This is a genomic window from Roseibium denhamense, assembly GCF_009711415.1.
Lineage (GTDB): Bacteria > Pseudomonadota > Alphaproteobacteria > Rhizobiales > Stappiaceae > Roseibium > Roseibium denhamense.
This window is the reverse complement of sequence record NZ_SMLZ01000094.1, coordinates 19456-41033: the sequence shown is the minus strand read 5'-3', so window position 1 is coordinate 41033 and position 21578 is coordinate 19456. Positions and strand designations below refer to the sequence as shown.

20 protein-coding genes are annotated in these 21578 nt (G+C 57.5%); 10 read left to right on the top strand and 10 right to left on the bottom strand.

Annotated elements, in window-relative coordinates:
- Positions 1 to 150: 150 nt before the first annotated feature.
- The 8 genes from E1180_RS05050 to E1180_RS05015 all read right to left on the bottom strand — a co-directional run bounded on the left by E1180_RS05050 (position 151) and on the right by E1180_RS05015 (position 7674).
- Positions 151 to 1119: a TAXI family TRAP transporter solute-binding subunit gene (locus E1180_RS05050; protein ID WP_196220535.1), complete on the bottom strand. Its 969-nt coding sequence runs from the start codon at positions 1117 to 1119 to the stop codon at positions 151 to 153.
- A 50-nt stretch (positions 1120 to 1169) separates the two neighbouring features.
- A complete protein-coding gene (locus E1180_RS05045) occupies positions 1170 to 2039 on the bottom strand; it encodes a MurR/RpiR family transcriptional regulator (RefSeq protein WP_155190006.1) in 870 nt (289 codons plus the stop codon).
- A 156-nt stretch (positions 2040 to 2195) separates the two neighbouring features.
- Positions 2196 to 2645: a hypothetical protein gene (locus tag E1180_RS05040; protein WP_155190005.1), complete on the bottom strand. Its 450-nt coding sequence runs from the start codon at positions 2643 to 2645 to the stop codon at positions 2196 to 2198.
- A gap of 20 nt (positions 2646 to 2665) precedes the next feature.
- Positions 2666 to 3004: a slr1659 superfamily regulator gene (locus E1180_RS05035; RefSeq protein ID WP_155190003.1), complete on the bottom strand. Its 339-nt coding sequence runs from the start codon at positions 3002 to 3004 to the stop codon at positions 2666 to 2668.
- A 31-nt stretch (positions 3005 to 3035) separates the two neighbouring features.
- Entirely contained in the window at positions 3036 to 3581 is a 546-nt protein-coding gene (locus tag E1180_RS05030) for a slr1658 superfamily regulator (protein ID WP_155190002.1), read from the bottom strand.
- 3 nt (positions 3582 to 3584) lie between these two features.
- The gene (locus E1180_RS05025) at positions 3585 to 5975 is read right to left on the bottom strand and encodes a SpoIIE family protein phosphatase (protein ID WP_155190000.1); all 2391 of its coding nucleotides are present in this window, start codon (positions 5973 to 5975) and stop codon (positions 3585 to 3587) included.
- On the bottom strand, positions 5975 to 7153 hold the full coding sequence (locus tag E1180_RS05020) for a class I SAM-dependent methyltransferase (protein ID WP_155189998.1): 1179 nt from the start codon (positions 7151 to 7153) through the stop codon (positions 5975 to 5977). The genes E1180_RS05025 and E1180_RS05020 overlap by 1 nt, the downstream gene beginning before the upstream one ends.
- Positions 7150 to 7674, bottom strand: a complete 525-nt coding sequence (locus tag E1180_RS05015) for a ubiquinone biosynthesis methyltransferase UbiE (RefSeq protein ID WP_208996943.1) — start codon at positions 7672 to 7674, stop codon at positions 7150 to 7152. The genes E1180_RS05020 and E1180_RS05015 overlap by 4 nt, the downstream gene beginning before the upstream one ends.
- 274 nt (positions 7675 to 7948) lie before the next feature.
- On the opposite strand from E1180_RS05015, the gene E1180_RS05010 reads away from it, so the two are divergent.
- Positions 7949 to 8887, top strand: a complete 939-nt coding sequence (locus tag E1180_RS05010; RefSeq protein WP_196220534.1) for a PP2C family protein-serine/threonine phosphatase — start codon at positions 7949 to 7951, stop codon at positions 8885 to 8887.
- A gap of 39 nt (positions 8888 to 8926) precedes the next feature.
- Here E1180_RS05010 and E1180_RS05005 read toward each other — a convergent pair whose 3' ends face one another.
- Both E1180_RS05005 and E1180_RS05000 read right to left on the bottom strand, forming a co-directional pair.
- Positions 8927 to 9355, bottom strand: a complete 429-nt coding sequence (locus E1180_RS05005) for an ATP-binding protein (RefSeq protein ID WP_155189992.1) — start codon at positions 9353 to 9355, stop codon at positions 8927 to 8929.
- Between the two features lie 38 nt (positions 9356 to 9393).
- Positions 9394 to 9768 carry an STAS domain-containing protein gene (locus tag E1180_RS05000; RefSeq protein WP_155189991.1) on the bottom strand — a complete coding sequence of 125 codons (375 nt, stop codon included), beginning with the start codon at positions 9766 to 9768 and terminating at the stop codon, positions 9394 to 9396.
- Between the two features lie 240 nt (positions 9769 to 10008).
- Between E1180_RS05000 and tssA the strand changes: the two genes are divergently transcribed.
- The 9 genes from tssA to tssK all read left to right on the top strand — a co-directional run bounded on the left by tssA (position 10009) and on the right by tssK (position 21497).
- Positions 10009 to 11697: a type VI secretion system protein TssA gene (gene tssA / locus E1180_RS04995; RefSeq protein WP_155189989.1), complete on the top strand. Its 1689-nt coding sequence runs from the start codon at positions 10009 to 10011 to the stop codon at positions 11695 to 11697.
- Positions 11698 to 11879: 182 nt separating this feature from the next.
- Positions 11880 to 12398, top strand: a complete 519-nt coding sequence (tssB, locus tag E1180_RS04990; RefSeq protein ID WP_155189987.1) for a type VI secretion system contractile sheath small subunit — start codon at positions 11880 to 11882, stop codon at positions 12396 to 12398.
- A 79-nt stretch (positions 12399 to 12477) separates the two neighbouring features.
- On the top strand, positions 12478 to 13965 hold the full coding sequence (gene tssC, locus E1180_RS04985) for a type VI secretion system contractile sheath large subunit (RefSeq protein ID WP_155189985.1): 1488 nt from the start codon (positions 12478 to 12480) through the stop codon (positions 13963 to 13965).
- Between the two features lie 103 nt (positions 13966 to 14068).
- Complete coding sequence (gene tssE / locus E1180_RS04980; RefSeq protein ID WP_196220533.1) at positions 14069 to 14482, top strand: type VI secretion system baseplate subunit TssE; 414 nt, start codon at positions 14069 to 14071, stop codon at positions 14480 to 14482.
- A gap of 21 nt (positions 14483 to 14503) precedes the next feature.
- Positions 14504 to 16255: a type VI secretion system baseplate subunit TssF gene (tssF, locus tag E1180_RS04975; protein ID WP_155189981.1), complete on the top strand. Its 1752-nt coding sequence runs from the start codon at positions 14504 to 14506 to the stop codon at positions 16253 to 16255.
- Positions 16252 to 17307 carry a type VI secretion system baseplate subunit TssG gene (tssG, locus tag E1180_RS04970; RefSeq protein WP_196220532.1) on the top strand — a complete coding sequence of 352 codons (1056 nt, stop codon included), beginning with the start codon at positions 16252 to 16254 and terminating at the stop codon, positions 17305 to 17307. Before tssF ends, tssG begins: the two co-directional genes overlap by 4 nt.
- Positions 17308 to 17373: 66 nt before the next feature.
- The gene (gene tagH / locus E1180_RS22605) at positions 17374 to 19545 is read left to right on the top strand and encodes a type VI secretion system-associated FHA domain protein TagH (protein ID WP_155189978.1); all 2172 of its coding nucleotides are present in this window, start codon (positions 17374 to 17376) and stop codon (positions 19543 to 19545) included.
- Positions 19542 to 20033: a type VI secretion system lipoprotein TssJ gene (gene tssJ, locus E1180_RS04960; RefSeq protein ID WP_155189977.1), complete on the top strand. Its 492-nt coding sequence runs from the start codon at positions 19542 to 19544 to the stop codon at positions 20031 to 20033. The genes tagH and tssJ overlap by 4 nt, the downstream gene beginning before the upstream one ends.
- A gap of 126 nt (positions 20034 to 20159) precedes the next feature.
- Positions 20160 to 21497, top strand: a complete 1338-nt coding sequence (tssK, locus tag E1180_RS04955; RefSeq protein ID WP_155189976.1) for a type VI secretion system baseplate subunit TssK — start codon at positions 20160 to 20162, stop codon at positions 21495 to 21497.
- Positions 21498 to 21578: the final 81 nt, after the last annotated feature.

Below are 21578 nucleotides of genomic sequence, written 5' to 3'. Positions count from 1 at the left end.
GGTTGTCCGCTTCTTTCCCAACAGTCCCGGAATTTTCGGCCACTCCGGAGCCGTCTTACAAGCATTTCAATCGCGCCATCGTCTGCCCAATCATGGCGGTCATGGAGAAAGGACCCGGCTGATCCAGCCGGGCCCTTGAACAGTCAGGTCTTAGTTGATCCAGCCCTGTTCCTTGTAGTACTTCGCAGCGCCGTCATGGAGCGGAGCGGACAGACCGTCTGCAACCATTTCTTCCGGCTGCAGGTTGGCAAATGCCGGGTGCAACTTCTTGAAGGCATCGAAGTTTTCGAAGACGGACTTCACCAGCACGTAGACAGTGTCTTCGGAAACGTCTGCGGAGGTTACGAAGGTCGCGCCGACACCGAAGGTTTGGGTGTCGTTGTCGTTGCCGCGGTACATGCCGCCCGGAATGGTCGCGGTGCGGTAGTAGCTGTTGTCATTGACAAGCGTGTCGACAGCTTCGCCGTCAACGGTCACCAGAACGGAGGAGCAAGCGGTCGTTGCTTCCTGGATGGAGCCGGACGGGTGTCCAACCGTGTAGACCATGGCATCGATCTGGTTGTCGCAAAGCGCTGCGGACTGCTCGGCCGCTTTCAGCTCGGTTGCCTGAGCGAAATCATCCGTGGTCAGGCCTTTGGCTTCCATGAGAACTTCCATGGTGCCGCGCTGACCCGATCCCGGGTTGCCAATGTTCACGCGCTTGCCCTTCAGGTCATCAAAAGATGTGATGCCGGCATCGGCGCGGGCAACAACGGTGAACGGCTCCGGGTGAACGGAGAACACGGCGCGCAGGTTCTCGAACGGACCTTGTTCTTCGAACTTCGAAGTGCCGTTATAGGCGTGATACTGCCAGTCGGACTGGGCAACACCGAATTCCAGTTCGCCGGCGCGAACGGTGTTGATGTTGTAGACGGATCCGCCTGTGGACTCGACCGAGCAACGGATGCCGTGGTCTTTACGTCCCTTGTTCACCAGACGGCAAATCGCACCGCCGGTCGGGTAGTAAACACCAGTCACACCACCGGTGCCGATGGTGATGAATTCCTCGGCGCTGGCTGCGCCGGTGAATGCGATGCTGGTGGCGACAACGGCACCGGCAAGGTTCAGTTTCATCATCATTTGACTTGGCTTCCCTTTATAACGTTTTGCGCCAGACGCTCTTCGGCATCCTAAACGCTTTCAATTTCGTCGAGCAGACGGTTGTGCCTGTCGACATCTTGAATCCGGGCATCCGCCTCGGATCCGGCTCGCGCGACCAACATTCCAGTGATGATTTCAATCAAGACCAATGTGGCCGCATAAGAGGAGAAAAAGTGAGGACTTTCAGTGCGTTGTATGAAATGAAAGTCCGCTGAACGCAAGCCCGGAAATGCGTGGCTGTCAGTAAGGGCAACCACTTTTGCCCCCTTTGCTGCCGCAAGATCCGCTGCCTGAACGGAGCGGTGCGCGTACGGGTGCTTTGAGATGATCAGGACCGTGTCAGCTGACGTTAATCCGGCCAGCGTGCTTCCAAGGGTGGTTCCGTTGCGCCCCGCAACCGTCCATCGGTCGTCGAACCAATTTGCAAGATAGGAGAAATAGTCGGCAAAACCGGCGGATGCCAAAGCGCCAACAAGGACGATCTTCCGGGACTTGGCCAATCTGTCGACAACCGCCTCTAGCATGTGCGGATCGATATCATCTTGAAGGCTTTTGATGTTGTCGATGCAGGCGGACACCTGGCGGGGCAGCAACGGATGATCGGCATCATTGCGAAGGCGCCTGGCCTTGCCTTGAAAATCGCTGGTTTCCTTCCGGCCCAGCTCGGTCCGCGCCTGCTCGCGCAGTTCTTCATAGTCAGAATAGCCGATTGCTCTTGCAAGGCGCGTGTAGCTCGCCGGAGAAACGCCGCTTGTCGATGCGATCGAACGCAGGCTGCGCGTCGCAATTTCCAATGGATTTTCAGCGACAAAGTCTGCGGCCATACGCAAGGTTTCGCTTAAATCAGCGTAGTTGGCCGAGATGGCAGACCGGATCTGGACAGGCGGCTTGATCTCCATGCCGGTACTGTTTCATTCGTTTTTTACATTGTCAATTTCTGAAACAATTGTTTCTCGCTGCCGGGCGCATTTTTCCGAAAGGGAGCAGCAAAGCGCAATCAGATGCGCCGTTTTCGAAAGGACCCCGGCGCCATCGCCACCTGCAATTTGCGGCGGTCACCCCGTGCTCTGGTTCAGCACGCTTTCGCAATAGGTCCTTGCGCTTTGAATGTCGCCGCTGTCGGTCTGGACTTCGACCCGAAGGATCTTGCCGTCGGCTTCGGTCAGGATTGCGAGATTGCACTCCTGGGTCAAAGGTTCGGGATGCTTCTTGGAAGTCATTGTGGTCTTGTTGATGGAAGACCAGTAATAGACCAGTTCTTTCGGATCGCCCTGTGGATAGTTGAGTGGATCCGCGCCCTTGGGGATCGCCTGATAGGCAATGACCTGGTCAGGTGGGCCGTACTTGTTGAAAAAATCGGCTGACGGTTTTCCATCGAAATCGGTGCGGATCCTGGGATTGCCGCCGGACACGCAGGCCGCGGCCAAGGCGGCTGTGCAGGTCACAAGCAATGTCCGGCGGAAACCAATCATCCCAGTCTCAATGCCCTTCGGGCGAATAGTCACGCCCCATCCCGGCGCAGTGGTCAGTTGATCTGCAACTCGAGGGCAGGGTGAAGCCGCTGCAGATTGCGGAGCGATTTAGACTGCCACGGGATTGACTTGGATCCCAGCACCTTTACGCCGATATCAGGCTGTTTTCGAATTTCGATGGTAAACTTTGCCAGCAGATTGATGCCGGAGCTGTTGAGGAACTCAAGGCCTGTCAGATCAAGGATGATCTCCGCCGGTTTGGTCGCCAGAACGTTGTTCATCAACTCAAGGATGGGCGCGTAAGCTTCCGTGCCGGACAGCCGCATTGTGCCTTCGTAATGGATCCTCGCGCCCTCAGACCAAACACGATAATCGTTCGTGCTGATTTCCATGCTTATTTTTCCCCTAGGAATGAGACTGCGGTCAAGCGAATGTCAGAGCTGCGACCGTATGAAGGTGTACTGTTCCATTGGCATGATCGGAGCGAAAACTCCAGCCCAAGCGCGCATCATAATCGTTCATCAACGTCAAAAGCCCGAGGCCCGAACCACCGGAACCTGCATCCGACGCATTGGCTTCGATCCGCTCCAGAAGCAGTTCACCGGGATCCCGGGACAACAACTCCTGCAAGAGCGCCTGAAACTTTTCGGCGGTCTGCGGATCGACCATGTTCGAGATGGTCGATTCAAAGACATTGCGCTCCATCGAGCAGCGTATTTCCACGTTGCCCTTGTGCCGGAACTTGACGGCATTTTCCAAAATCTCGTTGAGGAGGTAGCCTATGCTGTGCCGGGCGTCGACCTGATCCACGCCTTTTTCACAACATTTTGCAAAATATTCGCCAAGAAAATCAGACGTGGTTCCGCAGTGCTGCCAACTCAGTTCCAAAGGCTCAGCGCCCAGATTGATATGCAGTGTTTTTGCCGCTTCACCATTCGACAGGTCTGCGTTTCCGAATGTTTCTGTCATCGGTTACCTATGCTTCATTACGACAAGGGTAATGTCGTCAAACATTTTTTGAGTATCGATGTGCTCTTTCACGTCGCGGATAATAGCTTCGGCAATACCTTTGGCAGGTTTGTCGATATTGGCCTTAGCGCAATCACACATGCGGTCAAATCCATAAAGCTCACCGCCAGGCGTTTCGGCTTCCGTCACCCCGTCCGTGTGAAGGATGAGGATGTCGTTCTTCGAAAATCCGAGATCCAGCGTTTGAACGAATGGGGTGATGTCTGCTTCCAAGCCGACAGGGAACCCGAGATCCACGGTGTCGATCCGCTCCACATCGCCATTTGCCCGTATGATCAGCACTTCCTCATGCTGTCCGGACAAGGTGACCTTGCCGTCTTCGTAATCGACGAAGGCCAGTGTCATGTGCTTGTCGGAGTTGGTCCGCTCGATGTTTTTGTAAAGGGCCCGGTTCAGAACCCCCAGGAACGCGATCGGATCCCGGTCGCCCTTTTCCTGCAAAGCTCGGGCAACGGACTGCACCATGAGCATGAGCACACCGGATTCCAGACCGTGCCCAGTCACGTCACCGATGCCGACCTTGATGCGCCCGCCGTCATGAAGGACATCATAATAGTCCCCGCCAACCTCGTCGGCCGGCTCCATGTAGGCCGCGATTTCGACTTGAGAAATGCCTTCGAGTTCGCTGCGGCGCGGAAGAACCATCTCCTGAATGCGCTTGGCAACATCAAGTTCGGCGCCAAGCCGCAGATTCTCGTCCTTCAGCCGTTGGTTTAGAGCGACAATCTCCTTGTTGGCGGACTCCAGTTTCGCGGTCCGCTCGTCCACCAGCTTCTCGAGATTTTCCGTATGGTAGCTGATCTCTGCGGCCATCCTGTTGAAGGCAAGGCCCACGGCGCCGACTTCATCGCGCGAGGGGATCGCAACACGGACCGAGTAGTCCTTGTTCTCAAGTGCCTGGGCGGCATTCGCCAGCTTGCTGAGACCTGCCGTGATGCGGCCGGAAACGGCGTAAACGGCGATGAAGACGATCACCAGCGCAACCATCAATGCCGCAATCTGCCAATAGACGATCCGTTCGGTCGCTTCGGAGATTTCATTCTGAATCGTTGTCAGCAGGGCGTAGACTTCGTCTTCCGACACCATGAAACCCAGGGTCAGGCGTTCGGATTGAATACCCGTGCCATTCCACAGGTTCATCGGCTCGAGCTGCTTCAAGATAACAAGAAAGCTCTCTTTCCTGTCGCCGTCTTCGATCGTGATGCGGTCGATGATGGTGTCAGTATTCACAGGCATCGCCAGATTGGCGATTGATGAATACTTACTATCCGAGAGGTAGCGATTCACGCCTGTGACGCCTTGACCGGTGGCGTCTTCGGCGACCAGACCGAGTTCTTGTGCCCCGATTTCGCTGGTCGCAATCACATTGCCGCCCGACGAAGTCAGAAATCCGAAGCCGGTATCCGCGATCTGGACGTTTTCGACCAGACTTGCAAACTGGTCGAGTGTGACATCGACCGCAACCATGCCGGCAACATCAGACCGGTCCTCGGTCCATAGGGGCTCAAAGAAACTTACGATAAGCGCACCGGTAATGGCATCGACATAAGGTTCGGTGCCTACAATGTTGCGGTTGACCGGGCGGTTGGAGGGATCCGCAATCCAGGACTGCCAGCCTTCATAAACGCCAGGGAAAAAGAAGTCCCAGAAGTTTGCTTCGTTGTGCCCCGGGTAAAGCTTGTCGAATGTCTGAGCCTGTTCCGTATGCGGCGTTGTCCGCATGATCGGTTTGTCTTTCGGGCCGACGTAATACATCTGCAGCTTGGGCGACCCGGACGTCATCAAGCCAGGTGCGACCAGATTGAAGGTCGAGCTGTTCTCGATTTGCTCCTGGACGTCCGGAAGCGGGTTTCCTTCGTCATCCAGAAGATAACCCCAAATGCTGACGACGCTCGGGCCGGACGGGTTTTGGGACCAGTTGCCATCCGGATTGTACAGCAGGTTATCGCCGAGGTCCTGGTCCTCCTCGACGACGCGCCCGATCTTGCGCTCGGTTTCCGGGTGATCAATCAGCGTCTGCATGGAGGCGCCAAGCGCTTCAACTTCCGAGAAGGTCTGGTCAAGCAACAAGTTGGTGCGTAATGCGGTCGTCTCAATATAGGTTCGCAGGTAGTCTTCCATCGTGCTGGTCAGGCCGGCACTGACTTGTCGCGTGGCATCTTTCGATAGCCTTTGCACGTTCCAGATCGCGATCCCGCCGCCCATCATGAGGTCGAAAACCACTGCCGCGCCAACAACGAGCATGAATTTTGCCCGGAAACTGTGGCGGGAAAACTTGTTGACCGTGGTCTCTTTGCCCTCGGATGTCACAGGGGCAGGCGCTGTTTGATCCATTATTTCGGCTTCCGTGCTGAGGCGACCCAGATTGGCCAGCCAGCATACCCTTTCGGGTGCTTGGCTGCGAAAATATGGTCCTGAAATCCTTGCCGGAAGCGGGCGATGAACTCGGGATTATCCCCGCGCTCGACGGCCATCTGACCGGCATAGACGTTTTCCCATGACTGGATGATATCCGCAAAGTCTTGCGGGTTTCCATCCAGGTTCGTCACCATGAAGCTTTCCATCTTGATGTCGTCGAAACCGGCATCTTGAAGGTAGCGGCGGCTCTTGGGGCCGAACTCGATATCCATGTCGAAATGGGCCCAGAGTTTCGCGACCTCGTTATAGGTCCACTGGATGGTTTCCGAGCGGGGTTCTCCAAGGCAATGGGAGTTTTTCTCGTTCGTGATGTAGACGCGGCCGCCGGGCTTGCAGATCCTAAAAAGCTCTTGAAGGATGTGCTCCGGGTGGTTGAAGACCTGGAGGGAGTGGCGGCAGGTCACGAAATCGAACTGGTTGCTCTCCAGCAGCATTTCCGAGGCATCGCCGAAGACGTATTCGATCCCGCGGACGCCGAATTCGTCGGCAACCTTGCGGGCATAGTCCAGGCTGGATTTGGAGTGGTCCAGGGCCACCAGGCGGCCGGGCTCGAATTCCTTTTGAACAAGCACGGCAAAGTCGCCGATTCCGCAGCAAATATCCGCCATTTGAAGGCCTGGTTGCATACCATGGCGCCGCAGGATCTCGCGCTCGTGATGCCAGGTCAGCTTGGTCTGAGTTCTGAGGATCGGAATGAAGCCGCCTTCTTCGAGGAACGTCTGTCCCGGATAGAACTCGCTGTCATATTCGCTGACGGAGATGTTCTCGTTCGTCGCCTGAAGGGCGGCAAACTTGCGGGTGGACCAGCCGACAACACTCGATGTTGTAATCTGAATGTTGAGGTCCGGGCGGTTCGTGCAGGTATCCGCCAGTTTCTGCGCGATCGCCTGGAAGGCGACATTGTTCATGCGCACCAGACGGCGGACATTCAGATAAAAGCGGCCCTTCACGGTCGATACGGCGTTTTCGAGCGCCGTCATGCAGCCGGTCAGATCGTCAACCCGCTGCGGGCGCAGTGACCCCTGCAGCGAGAATTCCTGGTCGTTCTCGTTGAATTGCCAGGCAAAGGTCTGTGCATTGTCGGACGATATCAAGGTTTCGGTTCCTCAAGAACGAGTTCAGCGGCAAGGCAGAGGCGCTGGGCTTGGTCATCACGGGTCAGGCTCAGGTCCGCCCCGTAGTCGACGCTCAGCTCGAGCAGGCTCAAAGCCATGTCCGGCACATCAGAAGAGAAGAGTTTGTCGAGATAGACGGTTTGTGCGTCCGGCCCGCGGGCAAGGTCCACGGCCCCTTGATAGAAGGACAGCACCCCGTCATCGCTCGGCATGTCGATTTCAATCCGGTCGACGTCGCCCGTCCGGCGGAAGCGGCACACCAGCTGTCCCGTCCGGCCATGCACCCGGAAAGCGGTTTCAAGAAGCTCGTTGAGCGCGGATGAATAGAGATTTGCAAAGAGCAGCGAGTCAGTCCGGTTGTGGCAGACCATGCGGGAGACGTAGCTCGACATCGAATCGCAGTTGGACCAGTCCGACGCAAAGTCTTGCACATCCAGGTCGAGTTCAATCATGTTCCCTGCCGGGTTTGGCGAACTCGGGCTGTATGACGCTTCGGGCATGATTGGCACCTTCGGTTTGGGAGCTTCCGACTTAAAACTCTCTAAGCATAGTTTTCGTAGACGCGCTACATATAGCCCGATGAATTATTATGAATTTCCTGATGCGATCATATATGTCGGTGTACTATAGCGAAATCACGTTGTCATGAATGCCAAAAGCATTGTTATTACAACTGATATTCGGGTCGGTGGCACGTTGGAAATATTGTGTCTCCATGTTTCTGGGGGCTGCGAATGCAGTGCGGCACCCGCCAACTTTGAGGAAATGTTGGAAATGACTGTGCCAACGTCATCAGTTGCCAAGGGCATGGCAGAAGACGCCGGAGCCTTGCAGAACGAGCGCGATCAGCTGAAAGCTGAGCTCGACGCGCTCAAGGCAGAACATGCGGATCTGCAATTGCTTTATGAGGCAACGATTGAACATGGCGAGGCCGTCGAAGATCAGCTTGCGGAAAACAACATCCTCCTGCAACAGACGCAGGAGCGCCTGGAAGCTGAACTCAAGGATGCGGGCAGCTACGTAATGTCGATCCTACCGGCTCCGCGAGCGCAGGGACCGCGTGCGGATTGGCTCCTGGTTCCATCGACGGAACTTGGCGGGGACTCCTTTGGCTACCACGATCTGGATTCCGACCACTTTGCAATCTACCTGATCGACGTCTGCGGTCACGGCGTCGGCGCGGCTCTTTTGTCGGTGTCCATCATCAATGTGCTGAGATCCTGCGCGTTGCCGGACACTGATTTCTCCAATCCGTCCGAAGTCCTGTTCAAGCTGAACAACGCCTTCCCGATGGAACGGCAGAACAACATGTTCTTCACGATCTGGTACGGGGTCTACAAGCGCTCCACCGGCATGTTGGCATATGCCTCAGGCGGACACCCTGCGGCTGTTCTCTTGCGCAAGGGCGAAGACGGCAATGTCCAGACATCCTTCATCGGATCGGACGAGGGTATGGTGATTGGGGCAATAGGCGACATGGTCTTTGAACAGGACGAAGTTCGGATGCAGTCCGGAGACCGGCTTCTGGTCTTGAGCGACGGCACCTATGAAGTTGAGGGTGTCGACAGCGCGGTTCTGACGCTGGAAGGCTTGGCGGAAGAGGCAAGGGCGGCTTCCGGGCCGGTGGCCGGGCACATTTACGATTGGCTGAAGCGGCTCTCCGGGCAGGCGGAACTGCCGGACGACTACACGATGATCGAACTCGCGTTCTAAGCCCCGGCGGACTGCTGATTGCCTTTCTAGGCTGCGCTGTCAGGACCGCTCGATGTCGAGCTCAATTGTGATGGAATTCCCGTTTTCAGTCCGCTCGTGGCGGATGTCGCGGGAAATTTGATGGACGAGGAAAAGACCCAGTCCGCCAACTTTCATGTCGTCAATGTTATCGTTTGTCAGATCCAGGACGGGCGCTTCGCTGATGTCGAAGGTTTGGGCGTTGTCCAGCAGGTGGATCGTAACGCCATCGCGTGCACATTCGATGGTGATCCGGATCTCATCTTTCGTGCGAGATGGGTACCCGTAGGAAACTGTGTTTGAGAACAATTCCTCGATCACCAGGGCAATCGACCGGCGCGTATCGTCAGGCAGGTCACAGGTTTCGGCAGTCTGGTCGATAAACTCGTATATCCGGGAAAGTTCCGACAAGTCATTGGCGACCAGGAGATGTAGCTGCGCCTCCGGCATGGCTGATGCGTCCCGTCAGTCTGTCACTCTGATCATGATCATCCAGCCTTCTGGGGATCTTGCGACACAAGCTCAAGAGCGGCTTCCCGGCTGTCTGCGACGGTCAGGATTTTCAAGAAGCCAGAGATCCGCAGAACTTCGTGCACGGACGGGTTGACGCCGAAAAGGATAAGCTTTCGTCCGCCCGGAGCGATCTGCTTGGTGATGATCAACAGTGACCGCAGCCCGAAGCTGGTCACATAATCAACGCCTGTCATGTCGATCAGAAGGCTGTTGCTGTCGGCACCGGCCGCCTCACGCAAATGGGCCTCGAAGGCTTTCGCGGTCAGGGTCTCCAGTTTTCCGGCGGGGCGGATGATTCGGAAACCGTCCTGGAATTCGTCCTCAATTGTCAGGTGAGGGGTGTCAGCCATCAATTATGCGTCCTTTCAGGCACGTAAATGTATGGTTGCCGCAAGCATTATCCGGACGGGCAAGCGCATGTGGTGCATCTGAGCCGGATGCGGTTTGTGTGCGGAAATACTAGAAACAAAGCGACATATTTCCTGTGAAGTGAGAGTCATTGTAATCTCGGAGACTTGTTGCTGCGATTAGATTCGCATTTCTATACATGTCTCCTTAGTCAAACTCTCCGAATCCGTAGGGCATTTCATATGGCGGAAGACTTACAAATTCCTGAACTCACGGACCCGCGCGCCGAGGCCGGCCGTCACGCGATTGCCGATGGAGACGGACAGGAAGCCTTTCGCGACACGCCTGAGTTCGAGGAACTTGAAGCCGAATTCCGCAAAATGGAAATCGATGGGCCATCCGCAGTCAATTGGAAAATGCTCAATGACGAGACGGTCAAGGTCATTCAGGAAAAGTCGAAAGATCTGGTTCTGGCAACGCGGCTTGTCTACGGGCTGTTTCTGGAGGAGGGGTATCAGGGCCTCGCCATCGGGATCAAAATCCTGGAGGACATGAGCAAGGAGCACTGGGAAACACTGGTACCGCCGGTGCGCCGGGAGCGTGGCCGGGCCGGCGCTTTCGACTGGTGTGCGGAAAAGCTGGGCCCACTGGTGGAGGCCAAGAAGCCCGAAGGGGCGGAGGGGCTTGCCGCTCTTCAAGCGCACGATTACCTGCTGGAACTTGATACGGCGCTGGAACAGAAATTCACGAAATCGTCCGCTGCACTGGGGCCGCTGATCCGGGCCTTGCGTCCGCTTGCCAAGGACGCGCGTGCCGCTCTTGAAGAAGAAGCGCGGAAGAAAGCGGAGGCGGAAGCCGCGGCTTCGGCACCCGATGCTGCGCCGGCGCAAAGCGAACCGGAACCGTCCGCAAATGCACCAGCTTCTTCGGCCCCTGCGCCAGAACCCGCTCAAGCAGCACCAGCGCCGACGCCAACACCGGCAGCCCCGGCCGCACCGGTCGACATTCCTGAGGTGGCGACTGACGGTGATTTGAATTCCGGTTTTCTGTCACTCTTCAACGCAGCCAGCAAACTGGCGACGACCGCCCGGCAAAATGCGCCCGCGGACCCGCGCGGTTATTATTGTGCGCGGTTTGCACTTTGGGGCCGTGTTCTGGCGGCCCCGCCAGCCAATAGTGGCAAGACAAGCCTCCCGGCTCCGCAGAAAAACAGAATTGCGGAACTGCAGGCGCTCAAGGGCGCTGGAAACATGGAGGGCCTGGCAAAGGCCGCTGAGTCCGCCTTCATCTCGTCGCCCTTCTGGCTCGACACCCAGCACATGGTCGCCGAGGCGCTCAAGGGGCTCGGCGATGACTATGCGGCGGCTGCCGCGCTGGTGGAGGGCGAGTTGTCAGGCTTCATCCGGCGCGTGCCAGAGGTGCTCGACCTTGCGTTTAGCGACGGAACGCCGTTCGCGAGCGCGGAGACCAAAGCCTGGATATCGGAAAACCTGTCCGGAAGCGGCGGCGGAGGCGGAGGAGGCAGCGATGCGCTCTTGGGCATTGCCTCGGAAGCAGCCGGTCTGGCCCAGTCCGGTAAGATCGTGGAGGGCTTGCGCGTCCTGAAGACCTATTGCGACACATGCCCGTCTGAGCGGGAGTGGTTCCGGGCGCAGTTGAAACTTGCGGAGCTGTGTCTCCGCTTCGATGTGCTGCACCCGTTGGTCGCGCAATTGTCGAAGTTGCGGTCGATTGCCGAAACGCGCCAGCTCTCCTCGTGGGAACCGGAACTTGTCGTGGAGCTGGCGCGGCTGTCGTGGCAAAGCCTCAATCACAAGAACATCCGTCAGCTTGTTTCTGACGCGGATTTGGTGCCTCTGAAGGCATCAGTAATGGAAACTCTGTCTATTCTCGATCTGACGGCAGCTGCCGAGTTGACGGGCAAGCGTTGAGAGCGCAAGCTGAATCTGCCGTAAAACGCCCGTTATTTTGGTATTTGTGGGCATTTTTTTAATACCTGAGTAGACAGAAATGACATGAAGCGGACTTAAGACCAAAACCGGAGGTCTTGGGGCCAGGACGATGAAGCCGCTGCGGCAAGCGCTGGGGGCGGCAGGCCAAATGAGGAAAAACCATGTCGAAAGAGTCTTCAGTCGCTCCCAAGGAGCGGGTCAATATCAAATACAAGCCTGCGACCGGGGATGCTAAGGAAGAAGTCGAACTTCCGCTGAAGCTGGTCATGCTGGGCGATTACACCATGCGCCCGGATGACACACCTGTCGAAGACCGCGAACTGATCAGCATTAACAAGGACAACTTCAACGAGGTGATGAAAGGTCATGACCTGAAGCTGGACTTGTCTACTGAGAACAAGCTGGTGGACCCGGTTGAAGGCGAAGAAGATCCGAAGCTGGCCGTGTCGCTGAAATTCGATAGCCTTGCCGACTTTTCCCCCGAGGCTGTCGTGCGCCAGACACCGGAGCTCAACAAGCTCCTTGAGCTGCGTGAAGCGCTGGTTGCGCTTAAAGGGCCGCTGGGCAATGTGCCGGCCTTCCGCAAGGCGATCCAGAACGTTCTGGGCGATGACGCTGCGCGGGAAAAGCTGCTGGCCGAACTCACCAACGCAAGCGACAAGCCGGCCGACGGCGAGTAATCGCTGCTGACGGGGACCGCGCGAGCGCGTTCCTCTGCTCGCACCTTTACCGACCACGACAGACTTAGAGACCGCAAACATGGCTGATACTGAAAACCAGCAACAAGGCGCTGCTGCGCAGACCGAAGAGTTGGATGCATCCCTACTGGATCAGATTCTTCAAGAGACAAAGCTCGCGCCGAGCGATGACGGATACGATGTCGCCAAAAAGGGCGTAGCCGCCTTTATCTCCGAACTGCTGAAGCCGACAGACGGCCAAAGCCAGGTCTCCGGCGCCGCCGTTGACATGATGATCACCGAGATTGACCGCAAGCTCTCCGCGCAGGTTGACCAGATCCTTCACCACAAGGACTTCCAGACGCTGGAGTCCGCCTGGAAAAGCCTGAAGTTTACTGTCGATCGCACGGACTTCCGCCAGAACATAAAGTTCGAAATGATGAGCGTTTCGAAAGATGAGCTGCTGGAAGATTTCGAAGACAGCCCTGAAGTGGTCAAGTCGGGCCTCTACAAGCATATCTACACGGCCGAGTACGGCCAGTTCGGTGGTCAGCCGGTTGGTGCCGTTGTCACCAACTATGATTTCGGCCCGGGCCAGCAGGACATCAAACTCGCGCAATATTGTGCAAGCGTTGGCGCCATGTCCCATGCGCCGTTCATTGCGGCGGCTGCGCCGAGCATGTTCGGTGTCGACAGTTTCGAAGAGATCCCGAACCTGAAGGACATGGAGTCCATCTTCGAAGGTCCGAAATACGCCAAGTGGAACTCCTTCCGCGAGTCGGAAGATTCCCGTTATTTCGCCTTGGCCATGCCGCGCTTCATGCTGCGCACCCCATATGGCCCCGAGACAGTTCCGGTCAAAGCCTTCAACTATGAAGAGGAAGCCGGCGGCAAGAGCGACAATTACCTGTGGGGCAATGCCTCCTTCGCATTGGCCACCAAGCTGACCGACAGCTTTGCGAAGTTCCGCTGGTGCCCGAACATCATTGGTCCGCAGTCCGGCGGTGCCGTTGAGGATCTGCCGGTCCATAATTTTGAATCGATGGGTCAGCTTCAGAGCAAGATCCCGACCGAGGTTCTGGTTTCCGACCGCAAGGAATACGAACTGGCCGAACAGGGCTTCATTTCGCTGACCATGCGCAAAGGCTCGGACAATGCGGCCTTCTTCTCCGCAAACTCTGTCCAGAAGCCGAAGTTCTTCGGCAACACGCCGGAAGGCAAAGACGCGGAGCTGAACTACAAGCTCGGCACGCAACTGCCATACATGATGATCATCAACCGCCTAGCACACTACATCAAAGTGCTTCAGCGGGAGAACATCGGCAGCTGGAAGAATCGCGGCGAGCTGGAATCAGAGCTGAACAACTGGATCCGTCAGTACGTTTCCGATCAGGACAATCCGTCTGCAGACGTCAGGTCGCGCCGTCCGCTGCGCAAGGCATCGATCACCGTATCGGATGTCGAGGGCGAACCAGGCTGGTACAGCGTCGGCATGGCGGTGCAGCCGCACTTCAAGTACATGGGCGCAGACTTTACCCTGTCCCTGAAGGGCAAGCTGGACAAAGCCTGATTGAGCTGAACCCCGGCGTTTTGCGCATGCGTTGCGCCGGGTGCCATGATCTGGATAGGGTGCCATTGGTTGGCACCCTGTTCTGTTTCGGAAGGAGGCCGGGTTGGCGATATCGCTTTTGCAGCGCCTTGAGCAAGATGTGACCGAGGGCCAGTACACGTCGCTGGATCAGTTCGAAGCCGCGCTTATGGACAGCATCCTCGAAGATCTCCGCATCCTGCTCAATTCAATGTCGGGATGTTGCGAAACGCGGCCAGACTTCGGTCTTGCCGATTTCAACTCAGTCAATCAAAGTCACAAGGATACGGCTGCCGAGCTGTGCCGCGACATTGAACGGCAGATCCAGATGTTTGAGCCCCGGCTCAGAAATCCCGTTGTCCGTTCCATCGAAGACCCGGATAAACCGTTAGAATTTGTGTTCAACGTCGAAGCAGACCTCGAATATGGCGGCAGGTCTGTCAGAATTCGCTTCGATTCTGTTTTGGACAGCACCGGAAAGGTGCGGCTAACCGCATAACGCTCAGGAGACGCTTCAGGAATGTCCGTCAACTCTTACTATCAGGACGAGTTAAACTACCTGAAGGAGCTTGGAGGGGCTTTTGCCAAGGCGAATCCGCGCCTGTCCAAATACCTGGACGATGATCCCAGCGACCCGGATGTCGAACGGCTCATGGAGGGCTTTGCCTTTCTTGTCGGCCGGTTGCGCCAGCGTCTCGATTCCGAGATGCCCGAAGTCGCGCATTCTCTTCTGAAACTGATCTGGCCGCACTATCTGCGCCCGGTTCCGCCAATCACCACGATCAAGTTCCGGCACGCACCGGATGTGAGCGATCTGTCTATTCACGTTCCCAAGGGGACAACGGTCAAGACAGCTCCGATTGATGGCGAAGCCGTGCCGTTCCGCACCAGCTACGATCTTCACGTCCTGCCGCTCGAGGTTCAGGACGTCGCATTTGAAACGCGCAAGGAAAGCGCGCAGCTGACGGTGTCGATCACCAAGAGTGCAGGCGCCGGTCTGGCGGCCCTGTCTGCCGCGCCGCTCAGTCTTTATCTCGGCGGGCAGGGAGATCCGACAACCGGCCGCCAGCTGTTCTTCTATCTCATGGAACGCCTGCGCTCGGTTCGCCTTCATGTCAAGGGACAGGATCCCATTGTGGCGGACGTGCAGCTTGAGCCGATGGGCTTTGACCGCAGGGAAGCAACCCTGCCATATCCGGAAGGCTCTTTTGACGGCTTCCGGATCATGCAGGAGTATTTCGCCTGCCCTGAGAAGTTCATGTACATCCGGATCCGCGGGCTTGAAAAATATGCAAGGCTGAACGCTGACGGCTTCAAACTGGAGTTCAACTTCAACCGCGGTTTTGCCAACTTGAGCCGCGTGCTTCCGCATCAGATCCAGCTGAACACGACCCCAGCCGTGAACCTTTTCGAGGCGGAAGGCCAAGCGCTTTTGGTATCCCATAACCGGAGCGAATACCCCGTCCGGCCGGTTGGCGGCACGGATTTGCGCAGCGTTCATGAAGTGCTGTCGGTGACGGGTTGGGTCCAGGGCTCGAACCGCCGCATCAACTACCAGCCGTTCGAGAGCTTTGCGCATGACACTTCCGGCGGCGATCAGGAAGGCAAGCTCTATTACCGGTCAACCATCAAGCCCTCTGTTCTCGGGGAGGGGATCGACCACTATGTTTCTTTCGTAACCCGGCTGAATCAGGCGGGCTTGCCGGAAACCGAAACGATTTCGCTCAATCTTCTGTGCTCCAATGGGGTGCATGCTGGAAAGTTCGGTATTGGATCTGTCAGCCAACCCACCTCGGAAACTCCGGCAAAGCTGGTATTTACGAACATCACCCGTATACTGGGCGAAGTACCACCCCCACTCGATGACAAGGTCCTGTGGACCCTGATCGCCAACCTGTCGCGCAACTATGCATCCCTGATCGACGTAGAGGCGCTCAGGACCGTGATCGGTGCTTATGACTTCAGGGCAAATGTCGACCGGCAGGCAGGTCTGCAACGGGATCTGCTTCTGCAAAGTTTCAAGAGTTTCGAGCGCAAGGGTGTTGATATCTTCCGCAATGGTCGTCCCGTGCGGGCCTATGAACTCGTGCTGCGGCTGGCCGAAAGCGCCATGGGCGGTGAGGCGGAGATGTATCTCTTCGGGTGCGTGCTGGACCGCTTCTTGAAGTCCTATGCCAGCATCAACAGTCTTCACCGGCTGTCGATTGTCGGAACGGATGCCAACACGCTTCTGTCATGGCTTCCCAAGGAAGGGAGCGCCGAGCAGCTATGACAGCCCTGACTGCTGAACCGGATGTGACAGAGCTGGAGGTGGCGCAGCAGACGGCGCTGGCCGAACACCTGTCCAACAGTCAGTTCTTTCAGCTTGTCTACCTGATTGGGCTGGTTCATTCCGATATCAGCAAAATGGGCCCGGGCCATGCGCCGGAGGACGAGCCAATCCTGTTCCGCGCAACACGGTCGTTGAGTTTCGGCGCGAGCGATGTATCCGAAATTCAATACGATGCCGCACGGGACAGATTTCAGATCCGGGTGAACTTCATGGGTCTGTACGGACCGGCATCGCCCCTGCCGCCCTACATGACCGAGCGGATTATCGAGAGCGATCAGACGCCGTCGTCGGTTGAAGATTTGTTCGATGTCTTCAACCACCGCCTGATCACGCTGCTCTACCAGATCTGGCAGCGGTCACGGCACTACATCCGGTTCGAGCACGACGGCCTTGACGCTACGTCCAAGTGTTTTCTGGCGCTCTGCGGCTTTCCGATCGAGGACCGGGCTGAAATTGGAACGGTAAAGCGTTCGGCCCTGCTGCCGCATGTTGGCCTCATGTCGCTTTACTCCAATTCGGCAGAAGCGATAGGGTCCGTGTTGTCGAGCTTTTTCAAGGTCCCTTGCGAGATCATCGAGTATGTCACACGGCATGTTCAGATCGGGCCGGAGGCCATGATGGAACTGGGCATCCGGAACACGCTGCTCGGCGGTGATATGGTGCTCGGCGAGGAAGTAACCGATGATCTGGGCAAATTCACAGTGCGGATGGGCACGGCGTCCTTCGAGACCCTCGAACCGTTCATGCCGGGCGGGCCCCGTCACCATGAAATTGCGGAGCTCCTGGCGATGGTCATGCGCGATCCGCTGGAGTGGGATTTGCAATTTGTGTTTGATGAAAACGAGGTACAGTCTGGCCAGATGGGCGGAGCCAGGCTTGGTGTATCGCTCTGGCTCGATGCGGATGACCGGACGAAACTGGAAAATCCTGTAAGGTTAACAGGCCTTCCAATCCTAAACGAACCAGATTATGTCCAAGAAGAGTTGTCATGAATTGGCAGCTGGCGGCCGCCCGCAAACCGAAGGCCGATCCTGAAACTGAAGCCAACTGGTGATGTCATGAGCAGAGAACTGATCCTGACTTGTTCAGCGCTAAACAGCCAGTTCAGGTTTGGCGTGAGCGGCGGTACCTTCGGGCGGTCACAAAAATGCGACTGGGTGCTGCCCGATCCCAATCGCATTCTCTCCTCCATCCACGCCCGCATTGTGCATCAGGCCGGTACGTTTCTGGTGATCGACGAAAGCACAAACGGGACATTTGTTGCAGGCCAAAGCGAACCGATCGGACGCGGCCAGTCCGTTCCGCTGTCCAACGGTACTGTGATCGTCGCCGGGCCGTATGAAATTGCTGCCCAGATTGTCGCCGGACAACCGCAAGTGCAGCAGCCGGCCGGTGCTGCGCCGCAACCGCAACCGGGCATAAGCGCACAGCAGCCTGCTCAGCCAGTCCAGCCAATGCAGCAGGCACCACAACAGCCTGCCGCTCAGGCCGGATATCCGCCTGCAAGCGCCTTCAGTCCCGACAATCAGTTTCTGGCGCCTGGCCAGACCTCCGGCGCGCCGACAAAAAAGAAGCAGTCGCTTGATCCGCTTGACTATCTGGGTGGCGGCCAGCCGTCACAGGCGCCGGTGGCAGGAACGCCTCTGCCCCAGGAGATTATCCCTCAGGATCCAACGCCTTTCGTATCCGCCCCCGCGGTGACGCAAGTGATGCCGCAGCAGACCACCGTTCAGGTTCAGCCTTCACCGGTGGAGGCTGCGCCGGCCGCCGTACCGGCTCAACCCGCCCCGCAAACGCAGCCAGTTGCAGATCCAACCCAACCAGTCGCGCCTGCCGCCTCATCGGTTTCCCCTGTCTCGCCTCAAGCCCCGTCAGCGCCATCGGCGGCGCCAACCCCGCCGCAGCAGGCCGGAATACCGGATGACTTCTGGAATTCGCTTCCGGGCGGCCCAGCCGGTGCGTTGGGGCAGGCGGGTTCACAAGGAGGAGCGGCAGGTCAGCCGCAAACCGGTAGGCCTGTGGCACAGCAAGGCCAGACCCCGGGGCAAGCCGGAGCGGTGCCGGCCGGGCAGAGTGCAATCCCGGATACTTTTGATCTTGGCCTTGGGGCAGGAGCGGCTGCACCGTCTGCACAACCAGCAACAGCGCCCGTTCAGCCTGCCTCCCAGGCTCCCGGACCAATGCCGCCAGCGCCACAACAACCGGCCTCCCCGGCTGCAGCCGTTGGTATGCCGATGGCAGCCGGTTCCATCCCAGTTCCTCGGCCGGGGACGGCAGGCGGGCTCTCGCACTTGGAAGCGCTCAAGTCCAGACGCGATCAGCGGGTGGCGGCCCTTAATGCAAAAGCACAGGGTGCGGACAAAGACGAAGCCCGGCTGGCGGGTGGTCCTGCACAGTCGCCGCCGTTGCCGGCCGCCGCAGGAACGGCGGCACCTGTTTCAAGCCCCTATACGACGGCCCAAGCACCTGCATCGTCGCCGGCGCATGCTGCAGCTGAAACCGGGCCGACACCGCAGCCAGCGCCGCCCACCTCCACTCCTGCCGCAAAGCAACCGGCGCGAATTCCCGCATCAGCGGCGATTACGCCGAAAAGCACCACGCCCTCTGGTGGTGAGGGGGATGCCGAAGATCAGGTCCGGGCCCTTTTGAAAGGGTTGGGGTTCCCCAATGCGGATGCGAGCGAGGCTGACGTGAACCGGCTGATGGAAGATGTGGGCGGCATGGTCCGCGAAATGTCGGTTGGTCTTGTTGCTCTCATGGAGGCGCGCAAGATGGTCAAATCCGAATTCCGCATGGACGAGACCCGGATCGAACCGAAAGAAAACAACCCCTTCAAGTACTTCAAGGTCAGCGAGCTTTTGCTCGATGAAATGCTGCTGACCCGTACAGAAGGGTTTCTGCCGCCGCAGCAGGCCACCCGGAACGCCTTTCAGGATCTGCAAAGCCATACCATGATCACCATGTCGGCGATGCAGCGGGCCATGCGGCTGTTGTTTGAAAGATTATCCCCAGAAGCTTTGACCGATACTGCTGACGGTGACGGGGCTTTGACCTTAAGAAACTTTGGGGGACGCCGCGACAAGTGGGATACCGCCCGCAAGAACTACGAACTAATGCGCAAGGAATTTGAATCTGTCATGCGGCAGACCATCTCCGAAGCGTTTGTGCAGGTGCAGGAAGAGCAGGCCCGGCGCATGTCGAAAGACTACTGGAACAAGAGGAAGAAATGATTTTTACCCGGCGCCATTTCTGTTCTGGTCTGCTGGCTGGTTCAGCCCTCAGCCTCGTTGGGTGCGCAAGGACCGCGAAGCCGACACCGATCAAGGTTGAGCTCCAGGCCGACTCGAATGTGAACCCGAATGAGAATGGCGATCCGTCTCCTGTGGTCGTGCGTGTTTATGAGCTCAAGGAACTGACCGCCTTCAACAACGGCGAGTTCTTCGACTTCGCAGACAATGACAAGAAGCTTCTCGGCGGCGATTTGATCGGCAATACGGAGTATGAAATGACCCCGGGCCAGTCGCTTGACTACAATCGGGATATCTCTAGCGAAGCCAGATATTTGGGTGTGGTTGCCGCGTTCCGGGACATTGAATCCGCCCAGTGGCGGGATTCGATCGAGCTCGTGGCTGAAGAAAAAAACGAGTTCGTCATCTACGTGACAAGTTTGGCTGTGCGTATACAGAAGCTGCGGAACCGTCGGCTTGGCGTCTTTTAGGTTGTTTTCACACAATTTCTTTGGGAATTGAGTTTGCGCAGCTGAATCCTTTCACCGATACTCAGCCGCGCATGCAATTTGATCCAAGTTTCGAATCGGTCAACGAGTTTACCCTAGGGGGATGCATTGAACGCGAGCGGCAAACCGCTATGGCTGGAAGGGATGTTCCTTCGGCCGCAGCATCTTCAGCAGTATGACCGCTGGATAGAAACTTCCCTCGAGCATCGTGTTAAGGATCAGCTGCCCTACAGTTGGGGCGCGCGCCTGATCCAGTTTGACCCTGACGCCTTGCGGATCGGCCAGCTGCAGCTCGCCGAGGCCGATATCATTCTGCCCGACGGGACCGTCTTCAGCACCCAATTGCTTCACAAGATTGCCAACGCACGGCAGATCACTGCCGAACATCAGGGAAAGAAGATCTTCCTGGCCGTTCCGCTGAAAACTGCAGGCGGCCTTGAAGTCAGCGACGATGGCCAGGTCAACTTGCGCTACGGCCGCAACATGTCCGAGGCGCGCAATACGGCGGAAGCCGACCGGCCGCCAGCAAACATTGCCGTTGGCACCTTAACCGCGCGCCTTCTGATCGAGGGTGAAAGCCTGGACGAAACGGCGAGCATACCTATTGCGGAAATCGACAGTGTCGACGCCCAAGGGGCAATTACCTTGTCGGAGACTTTCGTGCCGCCGCTGGTCTATCTGTCCGCGAGCAAGCGGCTGCTCGGCCAGCTGGAGGAAATCCGGAGCCTCTTGCGCAAGCGCGGCGAGATGATGGCCGGGAATGCTGCCGGGCAGGGCAGCAGTTCGCGCGGCGGCATGATCGATCTGATGATGCTGGGCGTAGTCAACCGCTACGAGATCCTGCTGGGGCATCTCATTGCCTCTGGCCGCCTTGCACCCGAGGCCGTCTACCGGGACATGATTTCCCTGATTGGTGAAATCGCCGCCTATGGCACGGACAGCCGCCGTCCGCCCGAAGTACCTGTCTATGATCATCTGGACTTGCGCGCGACCTATTCGGGGCTCGTTGCGGTTCTGCGCGATCTCTTGAGTTTTGTCGCGGAACAGAACGCGGTCAGCATTCCATTGGCGAAGCGCGAGTATGGTATCTGGCTTGGCGAGACGACCGACCGCATGGTGTATCAGGACCGGTCGTTCGTACTGATCGCTTACGCGAATGTCGCGCTTGAGACGCTCCGCTCGCAAATGCCGATCCAGATCAAGATCGGTCCCGTCGAGAAGATCCGCGAACTGGTGAACCTCCAACTTCCCGGTATTGCGATCACGCCGATGTCGGTTGCCCCGCGGCAAATCCCGTTTATCCAGAACGCTGTCTACTTCTCTCTGGATACGGACAACAACGACCTTTGGCCGCAAATGCAGAACACGGCGGCGTTCGCCCTGCATTTGAGCGGCGATTATCCCGGGCTCGGGCTCGAGCTCTGGGCAATTCAGAAAGGCAAATGATCTAGCAGCTGATGAGCAATGACGATCTCGATCAACCGACTGTAGCGCAGCGCCTGTCCCCCAGGGCCCGCACGTCGATGG

Excerpts from the sequence above, each read along its gene's own strand:
- E1180_RS05000 (WP_155189991.1), bottom strand. The coding sequence starts at position 9,768 with ATGGCTGACACCCCTCACCTGACAATTGAGGACGAATTCCAGGACGGT.
- tagH (WP_155189978.1), top strand. The coding sequence starts at position 17,374 with ATGAGCAGAGAACTGATCCTGACTTGTTCAGCGCTAAACAGCCAGTTC.
- E1180_RS05035 (WP_155190003.1), bottom strand. The coding sequence starts at position 3,004 with ATGGAAATCAGCACGAACGATTATCGTGTTTGGTCTGAGGGCGCGAGG.
- E1180_RS05050 (WP_196220535.1), bottom strand. The coding sequence starts at position 1,119 with ATGATGATGAAACTGAACCTTGCCGGTGCCGTTGTCGCCACCAGCATC.
- tssC (WP_155189985.1), top strand. The coding sequence starts at position 12,478 with ATGGCTGATACTGAAAACCAGCAACAAGGCGCTGCTGCGCAGACCGAA.
- E1180_RS05005 (WP_155189992.1), bottom strand. The coding sequence starts at position 9,355 with ATGCCGGAGGCGCAGCTACATCTCCTGGTCGCCAATGACTTGTCGGAA.
- tssA (WP_155189989.1), top strand. The coding sequence starts at position 10,009 with ATGGCGGAAGACTTACAAATTCCTGAACTCACGGACCCGCGCGCCGAG.
- E1180_RS05030 (WP_155190002.1), bottom strand. The coding sequence starts at position 3,581 with ATGACAGAAACATTCGGAAACGCAGACCTGTCGAATGGTGAAGCGGCA.
- tssF (WP_155189981.1), top strand. The coding sequence starts at position 14,504 with ATGTCCGTCAACTCTTACTATCAGGACGAGTTAAACTACCTGAAGGAG.
- tssJ (WP_155189977.1), top strand. The coding sequence starts at position 19,542 with ATGATTTTTACCCGGCGCCATTTCTGTTCTGGTCTGCTGGCTGGTTCA.
- E1180_RS05010 (WP_196220534.1), top strand. The coding sequence starts at position 7,949 with ATGACTGTGCCAACGTCATCAGTTGCCAAGGGCATGGCAGAAGACGCC.
- tssG (WP_196220532.1), top strand. The coding sequence starts at position 16,252 with ATGACAGCCCTGACTGCTGAACCGGATGTGACAGAGCTGGAGGTGGCG.
- tssB (WP_155189987.1), top strand. The coding sequence starts at position 11,880 with ATGTCGAAAGAGTCTTCAGTCGCTCCCAAGGAGCGGGTCAATATCAAA.
- E1180_RS05015 (WP_208996943.1), bottom strand. The coding sequence starts at position 7,674 with ATGCCCGAAGCGTCATACAGCCCGAGTTCGCCAAACCCGGCAGGGAAC.
- E1180_RS05025 (WP_155190000.1), bottom strand. The coding sequence starts at position 5,975 with ATGGATCAAACAGCGCCTGCCCCTGTGACATCCGAGGGCAAAGAGACC.
- E1180_RS05045 (WP_155190006.1), bottom strand. The coding sequence starts at position 2,039 with ATGGAGATCAAGCCGCCTGTCCAGATCCGGTCTGCCATCTCGGCCAAC.